This window comes from Curtobacterium pusillum, from assembly GCF_007673235.1.
Taxonomy (GTDB): domain Bacteria; phylum Actinomycetota; class Actinomycetes; order Actinomycetales; family Microbacteriaceae; genus Curtobacterium; species Curtobacterium pusillum_C.
Genome location: NZ_VDZH01000001.1, coordinates 455496 through 470439, shown reverse-complemented (window position 1 = coordinate 470439; position 14944 = coordinate 455496). Strand labels below are relative to the sequence as shown.

15 protein-coding genes are annotated in these 14944 nt (G+C 69.1%); all 15 read left to right on the top strand.

The window, feature by feature from the left end; all coding sequences use genetic code 11:
* Positions 1-544 precede the first annotated feature (544 nt).
* The 15 genes from FS532_RS02150 (at position 545) to FS532_RS02080 (ending at position 14941) form a co-directional block, all read left to right on the top strand.
* On the top strand, positions 545-781 hold the full coding sequence (locus FS532_RS02150; protein ID WP_144749893.1) for a hypothetical protein: 237 nt from the start codon (positions 545-547) through the stop codon (positions 779-781).
* Positions 782-878: 97 nt separating this feature from the next.
* Entirely contained in the window at positions 879-1421 is a 543-nt protein-coding gene (locus FS532_RS02145; RefSeq protein ID WP_079236022.1) for an adenine phosphoribosyltransferase, read from the top strand.
* A gap of 118 nt (positions 1422-1539) precedes the next feature.
* On the top strand, positions 1540-3528 hold the full coding sequence (thrS, locus tag FS532_RS02140; RefSeq protein WP_144750802.1) for a threonine--tRNA ligase: 1989 nt from the start codon (positions 1540-1542) through the stop codon (positions 3526-3528).
* Positions 3528-4097, top strand: a complete 570-nt coding sequence (locus FS532_RS02135; RefSeq protein WP_144749891.1) for an HIT family protein — start codon at positions 3528-3530, stop codon at positions 4095-4097. Before thrS ends, FS532_RS02135 begins: the two co-directional genes overlap by 1 nt.
* A gap of 12 nt (positions 4098-4109) precedes the next feature.
* The gene (pdxS, locus tag FS532_RS02130) at positions 4110-5030 is read left to right on the top strand and encodes a pyridoxal 5'-phosphate synthase lyase subunit PdxS (RefSeq protein ID WP_144749888.1); all 921 of its coding nucleotides are present in this window, start codon (positions 4110-4112) and stop codon (positions 5028-5030) included.
* Complete coding sequence (gene pdxT / locus FS532_RS02125; RefSeq protein ID WP_440130698.1) at positions 5024-5620, top strand: pyridoxal 5'-phosphate synthase glutaminase subunit PdxT; 597 nt, start codon at positions 5024-5026, stop codon at positions 5618-5620. The genes pdxS and pdxT overlap by 7 nt, the downstream gene beginning before the upstream one ends.
* 116 nt (positions 5621-5736) lie before the next feature.
* Entirely contained in the window at positions 5737-6501 is a 765-nt protein-coding gene (locus tag FS532_RS02120) for a YebC/PmpR family DNA-binding transcriptional regulator (RefSeq protein ID WP_097179122.1), read from the top strand.
* Between the two features lie 7 nt (positions 6502-6508).
* A complete protein-coding gene (ruvC, locus tag FS532_RS02115; protein ID WP_260852555.1) occupies positions 6509-7153 on the top strand; it encodes a crossover junction endodeoxyribonuclease RuvC in 645 nt (214 codons plus the stop codon).
* Complete coding sequence (gene ruvA, locus FS532_RS02110) at positions 7150-7770, top strand: Holliday junction branch migration protein RuvA (protein ID WP_144749882.1); 621 nt, start codon at positions 7150-7152, stop codon at positions 7768-7770. The genes ruvC and ruvA overlap by 4 nt, the downstream gene beginning before the upstream one ends.
* On the top strand, positions 7767-8804 hold the full coding sequence (gene ruvB / locus FS532_RS02105) for a Holliday junction branch migration DNA helicase RuvB (RefSeq protein WP_144749880.1): 1038 nt from the start codon (positions 7767-7769) through the stop codon (positions 8802-8804). The genes ruvA and ruvB overlap by 4 nt, the downstream gene beginning before the upstream one ends.
* A gap of 101 nt (positions 8805-8905) precedes the next feature.
* Positions 8906-9304, top strand: a complete 399-nt coding sequence (locus tag FS532_RS02100) for a preprotein translocase subunit YajC (RefSeq protein ID WP_144749878.1) — start codon at positions 8906-8908, stop codon at positions 9302-9304.
* An 86-nt stretch (positions 9305-9390) separates the two neighbouring features.
* Positions 9391-11142 carry a protein translocase subunit SecD gene (secD, locus tag FS532_RS02095; RefSeq protein ID WP_144749876.1) on the top strand — a complete coding sequence of 584 codons (1752 nt, stop codon included), beginning with the start codon at positions 9391-9393 and terminating at the stop codon, positions 11140-11142.
* Complete coding sequence (gene secF / locus FS532_RS02090) at positions 11142-12143, top strand: protein translocase subunit SecF (RefSeq protein WP_144749874.1); 1002 nt, start codon at positions 11142-11144, stop codon at positions 12141-12143. Before secD ends, secF begins: the two co-directional genes overlap by 1 nt.
* A complete protein-coding gene (locus FS532_RS02085) occupies positions 12143-12532 on the top strand; it encodes a rhodanese-like domain-containing protein (RefSeq protein WP_144749872.1) in 390 nt (129 codons plus the stop codon). The genes secF and FS532_RS02085 overlap by 1 nt, the downstream gene beginning before the upstream one ends.
* 57 nt (positions 12533-12589) lie before the next feature.
* Positions 12590-14941 (top strand): RelA/SpoT family protein, encoded by a 2352-nt coding sequence (locus tag FS532_RS02080; protein ID WP_260852518.1) that lies wholly within the window; start codon positions 12590-12592, stop codon positions 14939-14941.
* The last annotated feature ends 3 nt before the right edge of the window (positions 14942-14944 follow it).

Sequence of the window (14944 nt, the reverse complement as noted above, 5' to 3'; positions counted from 1 at the left end):
GCGCCGGGGCGTTCTCGCGTGTTCGGGAATGCAATTCTGGAAGAAGTTCGAGAAAAGGGTTGCGCGGGGAATACTGGTGTGGATAGTGTTCACGGGCAGCAATCACCGCGTCAGCACGAGACCGAGAGGGGGCCCGACCATGATGATCACCGCAACGACACCGTTCCGTGGAATCCGTACGTCCGGCGGCACCCCGATCCGGGTCCGCTGACACGGAGCGTCCCGCACCTGTCGACACCTCTGTCCAGGCGCCCCCGCGCTGAGTTGATCTCGCCGGAGAGCGCCTGACGCCTTCGTCGGTCACGCATCTCGCATGCTCGATCATCGCCGTTCGTGGTGGTGGTCTCCGTGCAGCGGAATGCAGCCGCGAATGTCGGTGGTGGGTGGCACGCTCCTCGTACCGGAAGTCATTCACGAGCACCTTCGTGCGCATTCTCGCGCGGGGTGCGGAATGCATTCTCACGCATTCACCTCATGCCCGTGTGTCGGGCAGTTCCGTCCTGCCCGCGTGCGGGCGATTCCGTCATGCCCTGAAGGGGACACCGTGTCCACGAAGACCACCACCATCCGCCCTCCCGATACCCGCGCGGTGCGCCGTCGGGTCTCGCTCTCCGACCGCATCGCGCTCCGCATCGGGATGACCCTCATCATCTGGAGCCGCCGTACCCATCGTGTGCGACCGTCGGTCGACTTCGAGACGCGGCAGCGACTCGAACGCGAGCGACTCGACCGCGAAGCCCGCTGGCTCCTCCAGAGTGCCGCGATGCACCTCTGGCACTGAGCGCGCTCGCGCTGGCTCCGTCGCCACCTGCACGGTGCGAGGTCCCGCCGACCTCGCACCGTGCGGGGGCACGCCTCGTCTCCCGTACCGTTGTCGGGTGACCGAAACCGCTGCTGCACTCGTCGAACGCCTCACCGCCATCGTCCCGGACTTCCCGTCGCCGGGGATCCTGTTCCGCGACGTCACGCCGGTGTTCTCCGACGCGGTCGCCTTCGGCCGGGTCTGCGAAGCACTCGCCGCGCCGTTCGCCGTCGGTGACGGGTTCGCCGCGGTCGCCGGCATCGAGGCCCGTGGCTTCGCCCTCGCCGGTGGCATCGCTGCGCAGCACCAGGTCGGCGTCCTGACCGTCCGCAAGGCCGGCAAGCTCCCCGGCGAGGTCCTCAGCGAGCAGTACGCACTGGAGTACGGCGAGGCCGAGCTCGAGCTCCGGCCCGGCCAGCTGCCCGCCGGTACCCGGGTGCTCGTGATCGACGACGTCCTCGCGACGGGTGGCACCGCGGCCGCCACCGTGACGCTGCTCGAACGCGCCGGGTACGAGGCGATCGGGTTCGCCGCGCTGCTCGAGCTCGACGGGCTCGCCGGGCGCGAGCGGCTCGAGTCACGCCTGCCCGTGCAGACGCTCGGCTCCGTGCCCGCCTGAGGCCCACCCGCGCACTAGTCTTGACGCACCATTTCGATCGAGGAGTCCCATCATCGTGACCGAGTCAGTCGCCGCAGCGCCGGAAGGTGCATCGCCGGAGAACGCCGAGCCCGCAGCCGTGCCCCAGGCACCCGAGCCCCGCACCGCGACGACGACCACGACGGGCACCGAGCTCTTCGAGGGCGTCCGCGGCGTCGTGGCGATCCGGGTCGCCGGCGTGCTCAAGGACCTCGCCGCGTCGGTCGACGCCGGTGACGTCGTCGAGCCGGTCACGCTCGACGAGCAGGACGGGCTCGACATCCTCCGTCACTCGGCCGCGCACGTGCTCGCGCAGGCCGTCCAGCAGATCAACCCCGACGCCAAGCTCGGCATCGGTCCGCCCGTCACCGACGGCTACTACTACGACTTCGACGTCGCCGAGCCCTTCACCCCGGAGGACCTCAAGGCGATCGAGAAGAACATGGACCGGATCATCCGGCAGGCCCAGCGCTTCCGTCGCGTGGTCGTGACGGACGAGGAAGCCCGCGAGCGCATGGCGGGGGAGCCCTACAAGCAGGAGCTCATCGGCCTCAAGGGTGCTGCCGACGCCGGTGACTCCGGCGAGAGCGTCGAGGTCGGTGCCGGCGAGCTGACGATCTACGAGAACGTCGACCCGAAGACGGGCGAGGTCGTGTGGGAGGACCTCTGCCGCGGACCGCACGTCCCGCACACCCGTTGGATCGGCAACGCGTCGAAGCTCATGCGCGTCGCCGCCGCGTACTGGCGCGGCTCCGAGAAGAACCCGCAGCTGCAGCGCATCTACGGCACGGCGTGGCCCGACAAGGAGCAGCTGAAGGCGCACCTCGAGCGGCTCGAAGAGGCCGCCAAGCGCGACCACCGTCGCCTCGGCGCCGAACTCGACCTGTTCTCGTTCCCGGACGAGATCGGCTCGGGTCTGGCGATCTTCCACCCGAAGGGCGGCATCATCCGCCGCGAGATGGAGGACTACTCCCGCCGTCGGCACGAGCAGGAGGGCTACTCGTTCGTCTACACGCCCCACATCACCAAGGGCGACCTGTTCGAGCAGTCAGGCCACCTCGGCTGGTACAAGGACGGCATGTTCCCGGCCATGCACATGGACGAGGCACGCGACGACGACGGCAACGTCACCCGCCAGGGCGCCGACTATTACCTCAAGCCGATGAACTGCCCGATGCACATCCTGGCGTACCGGTCGCAGGCGCGCTCGTACCGGGACCTGCCGCTGCGCATGTTCGAGTTCGGCACGGTCTACCGCAACGAGAAGTCCGGCGTGATCCACGGCCTCACCCGCGTCCGCGGCATGACCCAGGACGACGCCCACATCTTCACCACGCAGGAGAAGATGAAGGAGGAGCTCACCACGACCCTCGAGTTCGTGCTCTCGCTCCTGCGCGACTACGGCCTCGATGACTTCTACCTCGAGCTCTCCACGAAGGACCCGGAGAAGTACGTCGGCGACGACGAGGTCTGGGAGGTCGCGACGAACACCCTGCGCGAGGTCGCCGAGGAGTCCGGACTCGAGCTCGTGCCGGACCCCGCCGGCGCGGCGTTCTACGGTCCGAAGATCTCGGTGCAGGCCCGTGACGCCATCGGCCGCACCTGGCAGATGTCGACCGTGCAGCTCGACTTCAACCTGCCGGAGCGCTTCGGCCTGGAGTACGCGGCGGCCGACGGCACGCGCCAGCGCCCCGTGATGATCCACCGCGCCCTCTTCGGCTCGATCGAGCGGTTCTTCGGCGTCCTCACCGAGCACTACGCCGGCGCCTTCCCGGCCTGGCTCGCCCCCGTGCAGGTCGTGGCCATCCCCGTCGCGGCGGAGTACGGCGACTACCTCGACGAGGTCGTCGCGAAGCTCCGGTCGCACGGCGTCCGCGCCGAGGTCGACCACTCCGACGACCGCATGCAGAAGAAGATCCGCACGCACACGAAGCAGAAGGTGCCGTTCCAGCTCATCGCGGGCGGCGACGACCGCGACGCCGGAGCGGTCTCGTTCCGGTTCCGTGACGGCCGCCAGGACAACGGTGTGCCCGTGGACGAGGCGGTCGAGCGCATCCTGACGGCGATCCGCGAGCGCGCGCAGGTCTGATGTCCGACGAGCAGGACCCGCTGGTGATCCGGGACGCCGCCTCCGGCGCGGCGGTCCCGGACGCCTTCCAGCGGCTCTGGAACCCGCACCGGATGGCGTACATCGACGCCGGTCGCGCGGGACGTGGCCGCGGGCACGACGACGACTGCCCGTTCTGCGAGGCGCCGCACAAGTCCGACGAGGACGCCCTGATCGTCGCCCGCGGCGAGCACGCCTACGTCCTGCTCAACCTGTTCCCGTACAACAACGGGCACCTGCTGGTCTGCCCGTACCGGCACGTCCCGCTCTACGACGAGGCCACGCCGGACGAACTCCGCGAGATCGGCGAGCTCACCCAGACGGCGATGCGGGTCCTGCGCGCCGTGTCGCACTGCGACGGGTTCAACATCGGCATGAACCAGGGCGAGGTCGCCGGTGCGGGTGTGGCGGGGCACCTGCACCAGCACATCGTGCCCCGGTGGCAGTCCGACGCGAACTTCTTCCCGATCATCGCGCGGACGAAGTCGATGTCGCAGCTGCTCGGCGAGACCCGGCGTCTCGTCGCCGAGGGGTGGCCGGCAGACCACTAGACTGTCGGCATCATGAGCGACAGCAGCAGCACCCCGAGCACCCCCGGCACCTCGATCACCGGCTCCGACCGCGTCAAGCGCGGCCTCGCGGAGATGCTCAAGGGCGGCGTCATCATGGACGTCGTCGACGCCGAGCAGGCCCGCATCGCCGAGGAAGCCGGCGCCACCGCCGTCATGGCCCTCGAGCGCGTCCCCGCCGACATCCGCGCACAGGGCGGCGTCGCCCGCATGTCCGACCCGTCGATGATCGAGGAGATCATCGCCGCGGTGTCGATCCCCGTCATGGCGAAGGCCCGCATCGGCCACTTCGTCGAGGCGCAGGTCCTGCAGGAGCTCGGTGTCGACTACATCGACGAGTCCGAGGTCCTCTCGCCCGCCGACTACGTCAACCACATCGACAAGTGGAACTTCACCACCCCCTTCGTCTGCGGTGCCACGAACCTGGGCGAGGCGCTCCGTCGCATCACCGAGGGCGCAGCCATGATCCGCTCCAAGGGCGAGGCCGGCACGGGTGACGTGTCCGAGGCCACGAAGCACATCCGCACGATCAACAAGGAGATCGCTGCCCTCCGGTACCTCAAGGAGGACGAGCTCTACGTCGCCGCGAAGGACCTGCAGGCGCCGTTCGACGTCGTCAAGGAGGTCGCACAGACCGGCAAGCTCCCGGTCGTGCTCTTCACCGCCGGTGGTGTCGCCACCCCGGCCGACGCCGCGATGATGATGCAGCTCGGCGCGGACGGCGTCTTCGTCGGCTCCGGCATCTTCAAGTCCGGCGACCCGGCAGCGCGTGCCGCGGCGATCGTCAAGGCCGTGACCTTCCACGACGACCCCAAGGTCATCGCCGAGGTGTCCCGCGGTCTGGGCGAGGCGATGGTCGGCATCAACGTCGCCGACGTCCCCGCCCCGCACCGCCTGGCCGAGCGCGGCTGGTGAGCGCGCGGCCCCGCATCGGGGTCCTCGCGCTGCAGGGCGACTTCCGTGAGCACATCGCCTCGTTGACGGAGCTCGGCGCCGAGGTGGTGCCGCTGCGTCGCCCGGAGGAGATCGGCACGCTGCACGGCGTCGTCATCCCCGGCGGCGAGTCGAGCGTCATGGACAAGCTGTCCCGGGCGTTCGGCGTGGCCGTGCCCTTGTCCGCCGCGATCCAGGGCGGGCTCCCGACGTACGGAACCTGTGCGGGCATGATCATGCTGTCCTCCCGCATCGCGGCCGGCATCCCGGGCCAGCAGACGCTCGACGTGCTCGACACCACGGTCCGGCGGAACGCGTTCGGCAGCCAGAACGACTCCTTCGAGACCGACATCCCGATGCCGGCGCTCGGAGAAGCTCCGGTGCACGCGGTGTTCATCCGTGCGCCGGTGGTCGAGCAGCACGGTCCCGGGGTCGAGGTCCTCGGAGCCCTGCCGGACGGCCAGGTCGTCGCGGTGCAGCAGGGGAACGTCATCGCGAGCGCCTTCCACCCGGAGGTCGCGGGCGAAGACCGCTTCCACCGTCGCTTCCTCGAGCTCGTCCGCGCGGCCTGAGCCGCGTCGCGCACGCGCCACCGGACCACTTGTCCCCAGGTCCAGCGCGGCGGAGGCGAGCCGTCCCTCCAGGCCGGTAAACTGATCCAGATTTTCCGCTAGACGCAAGGAGCACCGTGTCCGGGCATTCCAAGTGGGCAACGACCAAGCACAAGAAGGCGGTCATCGACCAGCGCCGTGCGAAGTCGTTCGCGAAGCTCATCAAGAACATCGAGGTCGCCGCGAAGATGGGCGGTGCCGACCTCTCCGGCAACCCGACCCTGGTCGACGCCGTGCAGAAGGCCAAGAAGACCTCGGTCCCCAACGACAACATCGACCGCGCCATCAAGCGCGGTGCCGGCCTGACCGGTGAGTCGATCGAGTACACGACGATCATGTACGAGGGCTACGGCCCGAACGGCGTCGCGATGCTCATCGAGTGTCTGACCGACAACAAGAACCGCGCTGCGGCCGAGGTCCGCACCGCGATGTCCCGCAACGGCGGCACCATGGCCGACCCGGGCAGCGTCGCGTACAACTTCGCGCGCAAGGGCGTCATCTCCGTGACGAAGACCGACGGTCTCGACGAGGACACCGTGATGACGGCCGTGCTGGACGCGGGTGTCGAGGACGTCATCGACCAGGGCGGTGGCTTCGAGGTCATCACCGAGGCGACCGACCTCGTCGCGGCCCGCACGGCCCTGCAGGACGCCGGCATCGACTACGACTCCGCCGACGCCGAGTTCGTGCCGGGGCTCAAGGTCCCGGTGGACGCCGAGACCGCGCGCAAGGTGTTCCGCCTGATCGACGCGCTCGAGGACAGCGACGACGTGCAGAACGTCTACTCGAACTTCGACATCCCCGCCGACGTCCAGGCCGAGCTCGACGAGGACGAGGACTAACCCGATGCTGCGCGTGCTCGGGGTGGACCCCGGGCTCACGCGGTGCGGCGTCGGCATCGTCGAGGTCGCACCGAACCGCCGCGCACGGCTCGTCCACGTGACGGTCGTGCGGACGCCGGCGGACATGGCGCTCGAGCAGCGGCTGCTCCGCATCGCCGACGGCATCGCGGCCGAGATCGACGAGCACCGCCCGGACGCGGTCGCCGTGGAGCGGGTCTTCGCCCAGGCGAACGTCCGGACGGTGATGGGCACGGCCCAGGCCGCGGGGCTCGCGCTGCACGCGGCGGCGGCCCGGGGGCTCCCCGTGGGCCTGCACACCCCGTCCGAGGTCAAGGCAGCGGTGACCGGGTACGGCAACGCCGACAAACGACAGGTCCAGACGATGATCGCGCGCGTGCTCGGCCTCGACGAGGCCCCGAAGCCCGCCGACGCAGCCGACGCGCTCGCGCTGGCCGTGTGCCATGCCTGGAGGCTCGGATCACCCGACGCCGTCGGCTCGCGACCCACGAACCTCACCCCGGCGCAGCGCGCGTGGCGGGACGCGCAGGGCGGCACCGTCGACTCGCCGCTCGCGCGGGCCGCTGCGGCGGCCGCACGTCCGCAGCGTGGCTCCTCCGCTCCGTCGGTGGCCGGCCGTAGGCTCGGCGCATGATCGCGAGTCTCCGGGGCACCTGCATCGACGTCGCCGGATCGGCCGTCGTGCTCGAGGTCGGGGGAGTCGGGTACGCGGTCACCGTGACGCCCGCCCACGCCCTCACGATGCGACACGGTTCCGAGGTGTTCCTCCGCACGGCCATGATCGTGCGGGAAGACGAGCACCTGCTGTTCGGCTTCGAGTCCACCGACGCCCTGCAGGTGTTCGACCTGCTCCGGAGCGTGTCCGGGGTCGGACCGAAGTCCGCGATGGGCGTCCTCGCCCACATGGAGCCGGCACAGGTCGCGAACGCCGTCGCGAACGACGACGACGGCGCGTTCCGCAAGGTGTCCGGCATCGGCCCGAAGACCGCCAAGCTCATCATCGTCGCGCTGTCCGGCAAGCTCGCCGCGTTCGAGCAGGCCCCCGTCGCCACGACGTCCCGCGGCACCACGGCCCACCCGGCCGCCGTCGACGTGGTCGCCGCCCTCGTCGGCCTGGGATGGCGTGAGGACGCGGCCCAGCGCGCCGTCGACGACACCATCGCCAACGAGCCGGGTGCCGCCACCATGGGCACGCAGTCCCTGCTCCGTGCCGCGCTCGGTGCCCTCCGGCCCGCCGGAGCCGGCCGGTGAGCGGCATCACCGCCGCCGACGCCGAGTCGCAGGAAGAACTCGCGTTCGAGGGCGCGCTCCGCCCGAAGTCCCTCGACGAGTTCGTCGGCCAGCGTAAGGTCCGCGGCCAGCTCGACCTGCTGCTGAAGGCAGCGGCGCTGCAGGACCGGACGCCCGACCACATCCTGATGGCCGGGCCTCCCGGCCTCGGCAAGACCACGCTGGCGATGATCGTCGCGCACGAGTCGGGTCGACCGCTGCGGATGTCCAGCGGGCCGGCGATCCAGCACGCGGGTGACCTCGCCGCGGTGCTCTCGTCGCTGGTGCCGGGCGAGGTCCTCTTCATCGACGAGATCCACCGCATGGCGCGCTCGGCAGAGGAGATGCTCTACCTGGCGATGGAGGACTTCCGGATCGACGTGATGGTCGGCAAGGGTGCCGGTGCCACGAGCATCCCACTCGACCTCGCGCCGTTCACGCTCGTCGGCGCCACCACCAGGGCCGGTCTCCTGCCGAACCCACTCCGTGACCGCTTCGGCTTCACCGCGCACCTCGAGTTCTACGAGAAGGACGAACTCGAACAGGTGCTGATCCGTGCGGCGCACCTCCTCGAACTCGACATCGACCGGACGGCACTGCGGGAGATCGCCGGCCGATCCCGTGGCACACCGCGCATCGCGAACCGCCTGCTCCGACGCGTCCGCGACTACGCGCTCGTGCACCGCACGACCGACGGGATGGCGGCGGTGCAGGGCGCACTCGACCTCTACGACGTCGACGAGCTCGGCCTCGACCGGTTGGACCGAGCGGTCGTCGAGACGATGCTCACCCGCTTCGACGGGGGTCCGGTCGGCCTGAACACCCTGGCGGTCTCGGTGGGCGAGGAATCCGAGACCATCGAATCGGTCGTCGAACCGTTCCTGGTCCGGGTCGGGCTCGTCACCCGGAGCCCCCGGGGCCGCATCGCCACGCCGCAGGCCTGGCGCCACTTCGGGATGACTCCGGGGCAGGGGAGCCTCGCGCAACCCGGGCTGTTCGACGACGACACCGACTGAGACGACCGCCGCCGCAGCACTCCGGGCGACATGCCACACACAGTCGCGTGCCCTAGACTGCTACGGCCCGAAACCGAAATACCAGAGAAGGCATCGCAATCATGGGTCAAGAAGTCATCCTCATCGTCATCGTCGTGGCGTTCGCGGCCTTCATGTTCTACAACAGCCGCAAGCGCAAGAAGCAGCAGTCCGAGCTCGCCACCAAGATGGTGCCGGGCGCGAAGGTCATGCTGTCCTTCGGCCTGTACGGCACGCTCCTGTCGGTCGACGACGAGAAGGTCACCGCCGACGTCGAGATCGCCCCGGGGACCGTCGTCACCGTCCACCGTCAGACCCTGTCGCGCGTCGTCGACGACACCGCGTCGGACATCCAGACCGCCACCACGCCGGAGGACGAGCCCAAGCCCGTCGCCGAGCTCAACGGTGAGCCGGTCTACGGGGAGCGCATCGAGTCCACCGAGACCGACGCCGACGCTGCGAAGCGCAAGACCGAAGACTGACTCCTCGGCCGCCGGGTCCACCGATCCGGCGGCGACACCTGCCGTCGGTCTCCGCCGTCGGTCCTGACAGAAAGACGAGACGACCGGTGGCACGATCGACACCCGTCAAGAAGGCGATCCGCTCGCTCACCTGGTTGGTGATCCTGATGGCGGTCCTCGCCGGGTTGAACACCGCGGCATCGGTCCTCGCCGGGACCACGAAGGACGACAGCGGCAAGTGGTTCGAAGGGGCCAGCTGGGTCCCTGAACTGGCACTCGACCTGCAGGGCGGCACGCAGCTGACCCTCGCGGCGCAGAACACCGAGGGCGGCTCGGTGACGCGGCAGCAGCTCGACCAGGCCGTCGAGATCATCCGTCAGCGCATCAACGCGACCGGTGTCTCGGAGTCGCAGATCAACACCCAGGGGACGAACAACATCGTCGTCTCCATCCCGGGCAAGCCGGACAAGGCGACGATCGACCGCATCGAGGCGGCGGCGAAGCTGACGTTCCGCCCGGTGCTGTACACCGAGGCCGCGACGAACACCTCGGTCGGCGACAAGGGTTCCGCGTCCGCGTCCCCGACCCCGTACTCGCCGCCGGCGTCCCTCGCCGCGACGCCCAGTGCGAAGCCGACGAACGCCAGTGACCTCAACTGGGTGACGCCCAAGCTGCAGGACCTGTACACGAACTACAACTGCTCGGCCCCGGACGACGTCACCACGGCGCCCGACGACGAGCCCCTCGTCACCTGCGACCAGGACGGTGCTGCGAAGTACATCCTCGGTCCGGTCGAGGTCTCCGGCTCGAACATCAGCAACGCGACCTCGGGCCTGGCGACGGACTCGCAGGGCACGTCCACCGGGCAGTGGGCCGTCAACCTGACGTTCGACGGCACCGGCTCGAAGGACTTCCGGACGGTGACGAACCGTCTCGTCTCGCTCACGCAGCCGCAGAACCAGTTCGCGATCGTCCTCGACGGCTCGGTCATCACCGCGCCGACGACGAACTCGGCGATCACCAACGGCAAGGCGCAGATCACCGGCTCGTTCACGGCCGACTCCGCGAAGACCCTCGCCGACCAGCTGAAGTACGGCGCGCTGCCGATCAACTTCCAGGTGCAGTCGAACGAGAACATCTCGGCGACGCTGGGTACGGCACAGCTCGTCGGCGGTCTCGTCGCCGGCCTGATCGGCCTCATCCTGGTGATCATCTACTCGGTCATCCAGTACCGGGCGCTGGCGTTCGTCACCGTGCTCTCGCTCGGTGTCGCGTTCGCCCTGACGTACCTCGTGATCGCGATCATGTCGTGGCGCGTCGACTACCGCCTGTCGTTGGCCGGTGTCGCGGGGTTGATCGTGGCGATCGGCATCACGGCGGACTCGTTCATCGTGTACTTCGAACGCATCAGGGACGAACTCCGCGACGGTCGTGCGCTCGAGAGCGCCGTCGAGTCCGGGTGGAAGCGTGCACTCCGCACGATCCTCGCGTCCGACTCGATCAACTTCCTCGCGGCGATCGTGCTCTACATCCTCGCGGTGAGCGACGTGAAGGGCTTCGCGTTCACGTTGCTGCTCACCACCCTGATCGACGTCGTCGTCGTGGTGCTGTTCACGCACCCGATGATGCAGCTCATCGCCCGCAGCCGGTTCTTCGGCGAGGGCCACCGGTTCAGCGGGCTCGATCCGTCGGCCCTGGGCGCCGTCTACCGCGGGCGGGCACAGTTCCGCGCGCCGGTCGTGGACGGCAAGCGTCAGCGCAGCGCCGGAGAGGCGCAGCGCCGACAGACCATCGCGGAGCGGAAGGCCCAGCAGGCCTCCGGCGAGAACGGCACGACGCCGGACGGGAAGGACGACTGATGGCCAGCTTCAGCCAGTTCGGTAGCGACCTCTACACGGGCAAGCGCTCGTACGACATCGTCGGTCGCCGCAAGACGTGGTACCTGGTCGCGATCATCGCCATCGTGATCTCCCTCGCGGTGCCGTGGCTCCGCGGCGGCTACCAGCTCGGCATCGAGTTCACCGGTGGGTCGGAGTTCTCGCTCTCCGACGTGCAGAACCTCGACCAGAGCATCGCCACGAAGACCGTCGAGGAGATCGTCCCCGAGGGTGTCCCGCGCGTCTCGCAGCTCGGCACGCACGGCATCCGCGTGCAGACCGGTCAGCTGACGGACCGCGAGACCACCGAGGTCCAGGACGCGCTCGCCAAGGCGTACGACGTCCCGGACAGCCAAGTCGCGGCGACCTTCATCGGCGCGACCTGGGGTGCCGACGTCCTCGCGCAGGCCATCCGGGGCCTCGTCATCTTCCTCGCGCTGGCCGCGGTGTTCATGGCGCTGTACTTCCGGACCTGGAAGATGTCCGTCTCCGCCATGGTGGCGCTGCTGCACGACCTCCTGATCACGGCCGGTGTCTACGGCATCGTCGGACTCGAGGTCACGCCCGCTGCGGTCATCGGCTTCCTGACGATCCTCGGGTACTCGCTGTACGACACCGTCGTGGTGTTCGACAAGGTGCGCGAGAACACCAGCCAGGAATCACACCGGACGTTCGTGCAGTCGGTGAACCTCGCGGTGAACCAGACGCTCGTCCGGTCGATCAACACGTCGGTCGTCGCGCTGCTGCCCGTCGCGGCGATCCTCTTCATCGGGTCGTACATCCTCGGCGCCGGGACGCTCCGCGACATCTCGCTCGCCCTCTTCATCGGCATCATCGTGGGCACGTACTCGACGATCTTCATCGCATCGCCGATGTACGCGCACCTGCGTGAGAACGAGCCCAAGGTGAAGCAGGCAGACGCGAAGAAGCAGGCTGCCGCTGCGAAGCGTCAGCGTGAGGTCGACGCGGCGGCGGGCGTCTGATGCCCGCCGAGATCCAGGACATCGACGTCGCCGAGGCACGTCGCCGTCTCGACGCGGGTGCACGCCTCTTCGACGTGCGTGAGCAGGGGGAGTGGGACGAGGTCCACGCTGCCGAGGCGACGCTCGTGCCGATGTCCGAGCTGGTGGCGCGGTGGAAGGAGATCGACGGCGGCGACGAGCCGGCGATCATCGTCTGCCACTCGGGTGGTCGTTCCGCCCGGGTCGTCGCGGCGCTCGAGCAGTCCGGTGTCCCGGCGGTGAACCTGGTCGGCGGCATGGTCGCGTGGGAGCAGTCGGGCGCCCCCGTGGTGCGCGACGGCCAGTCGGACGCCGGCGCCGCCACCGAGGCCGGCGCTGACGCCCAGGGCGAACCGCGTCACGAGCACTGACCGGGCACGCGTAGTCTTGTCGGATCGACTTCGGACCATGTCCACGGGAGGCGCATCATGACGGACACGCGTGCATCCACGCCCCAGGACGCCCCGGCTCCCACTCCGGCTGACGCCGCCAGCCGTCCTGGTTCGGCGTCGCGCCCGGCGAGCCCCCTCGGCCCGAACACCACCGGCAACCTCGGTTCGCTCCGGTCCCTGCTCCCGCGACTGTTCTCGCGGGCCCAGCCGGCAGGCGCCGTCGACACGCTCATCCGGACGGTGCGCTCGCACCACCCGAAGGCCGACGTCACCCTCATCGAGCGGGCGTACTCGGTCGCCGAGCGTGCGCACGACGGTCAGAAGCGCAAGTCCGGCGAGCCGTACATCACGCACCCGGTCGCGGTCGCGCAGATCCTCGCCGACCTCGGCATCGGCCCGATCACGATCGCGGCGGCGCTCCTGCACGACACCGTGGAGGACACGGACTACCAGCTCGACCAGCTGCGGCACGACTTCGGTGACGAGATCGCGATGCTCGTCGACGGCGTCACGAAGCTCGACAAGGTCAAGTACGGCGACAGCGCCCAGGCCGAGACCGTCCGCAAGATGGTCATCGCGATGTCGAAGGACATCCGTGTCCTGGTGATCAAGCTCGCCGACCGCCTGCACAACGCCCGGACGTGGGGCTTCGTCGAGTCCACCTCCGCCACGCGCAAGGCGAAGGAGACCCTCGAGATCTACGCGCCGCTCGCGCACCGTCTGGGCATCCAGATGATCAAGCTCGAGCTCGAGGACCTCTCGTTCGCGGTGCTGCACCCGAAGCTCTACGTCGAGATCGACAGCCTCGTCAAGGAGCGTCAGCCGAAGCGCGAGCAGTTCGTGCAGAACGTGATCGGCACGCTGAAGAAGGACCTCAAGGCCGCCAAGGTCCGCGGCGACGTGATGGGCCGTCCGAAGCAGTACTACTCGATCTACCAGAAGATGATCGTGCGCGGGCGTGAGTTCGACGAGATCTACGACCTGGTCGGGATCCGTGTGCTCGTGCCGACCGTGCGCGACTGCTACGCGATGCTGGGCTCGGTGCACGCACGGTGGACGCCACTGCCCGGGCGCTTCAAGGACTACATCGCGACGCCGAAGTTCAACCTGTACCAGTCGCTCCACACGACGGTCCTCGGTCCGCAGGGGCGTGCGGTCGAGATCCAGATCCGCACCCACGAGATGCACCAACGTGCCGAGTTCGGTGTCGCCGCGCACTGGAAGTACAAGCAGCGCGCGGCCGGCCGTGACGTCGACACGTCGTCGGCGGACGACCAGGACATGGCCTGGCTCGCGCACATCACCGACTGGCAGGCGGAGACGAGCGACCCGGGGGAGTTCCTCGACTCGCTGCGCTACGAGATCGGCGCGAAGGAGACGTACGTCTTCACCCCGCAGGGCAAGGTCATCGGCCTGCCCTCCGGCGCGACCCCGGTCGACTTCGCCTACGCCGTGCACACCGAGATCGGGCACCGCACGATGGGCGCGAAGGTGAACGGTCGCCTGGTGCCCCTCGAGAGCTCGCTCTCCAGCGGCGACGTCGTCGAGATCTTCACCTCGAAGAACCCCGACTCCGGCCCGAGCCAGGACTGGCTGACGTTCGTCCGGAGCCCGCGGGCGCGGAACAAGATCAAGCAGTGGTTCACCAAGGAACGCCGCGAAGAGGCGATCGAGCAGGGCCGCGACGCGATCGCGCGAGCGATGCGGAAGCAGAACCTGCCGCTGCAGCGCATCATGAGCCAGGACTCCATCTCCGAGGTCGCCTCGTCGATGCGGTACGACGACGTGTCTGCCCTGTACGCGGCCGTCGGCGAGGGCCACGTCTCGACGCAGTCCGTGATCGAGAAGGTCCTCGGGAACGTCCAGGCCGAGACCGAGTCCGACGAACCCGAGCTCACCTTCCCGCGTCAGGTCACCAGCCGTCAGCTCCGCAACAGCGACAGCGGCGTCCTGGTGCGCGGTGCGCCGGACATCCTCGTGAAGCTCGCGAAGTGCTGCACTCCGGTTCCGGGGGACCAGATCGTCGGCTTCATCACCCGTGGTCAGGGCGTCTCGGTGCACCAGGCGTCGTGCACGAACGTGAAGTCGCTGATGAACGAGCCGGACCGCATGATCGAGGTCGAGTGGGCACCGTCGTCGAAGTCGGTCTTCCTCGTCCAGATCCAGATCGAGGCGCTGGATCGGTCGGGACTCCTGAGCGACGTCACGCGGGTCCTGACGGAGTACCACGTGAACATCCTGTCGGCGACGGTCTCGACCTCGTCCGACCGCCTGGCGCTCAGCCGGTTCGTGTTCGAGATGGGCGACACCACCCACCTCGACCGGGTCCTCAACGCGGTCCGCCGGATCGACGCCGTCTACGACGTCTACCGCGTCAGCGCGGGCTGACGC

What these genes read in the sequence shown, in the direction of transcription:
- FS532_RS02135 (WP_144749891.1), top strand. Translation starts at nt 3,528, where the DNA reads ATGTCCGACGAGCAGGACCCGCTGGTGATCCGGGACGCCGCCTCCGGC.
- pdxS (WP_144749888.1), top strand. Translation starts at nt 4,110, where the DNA reads ATGAGCGACAGCAGCAGCACCCCGAGCACCCCCGGCACCTCGATCACC.
- ruvA (WP_144749882.1), top strand. Translation starts at nt 7,150, where the DNA reads ATGATCGCGAGTCTCCGGGGCACCTGCATCGACGTCGCCGGATCGGCC.
- FS532_RS02100 (WP_144749878.1), top strand. Translation starts at nt 8,906, where the DNA reads ATGGGTCAAGAAGTCATCCTCATCGTCATCGTCGTGGCGTTCGCGGCC.
- secF (WP_144749874.1), top strand. Translation starts at nt 11,142, where the DNA reads ATGGCCAGCTTCAGCCAGTTCGGTAGCGACCTCTACACGGGCAAGCGC.
- FS532_RS02085 (WP_144749872.1), top strand. Translation starts at nt 12,143, where the DNA reads ATGCCCGCCGAGATCCAGGACATCGACGTCGCCGAGGCACGTCGCCGT.
- FS532_RS02080 (WP_260852518.1), top strand. Translation starts at nt 12,590, where the DNA reads ATGACGGACACGCGTGCATCCACGCCCCAGGACGCCCCGGCTCCCACT.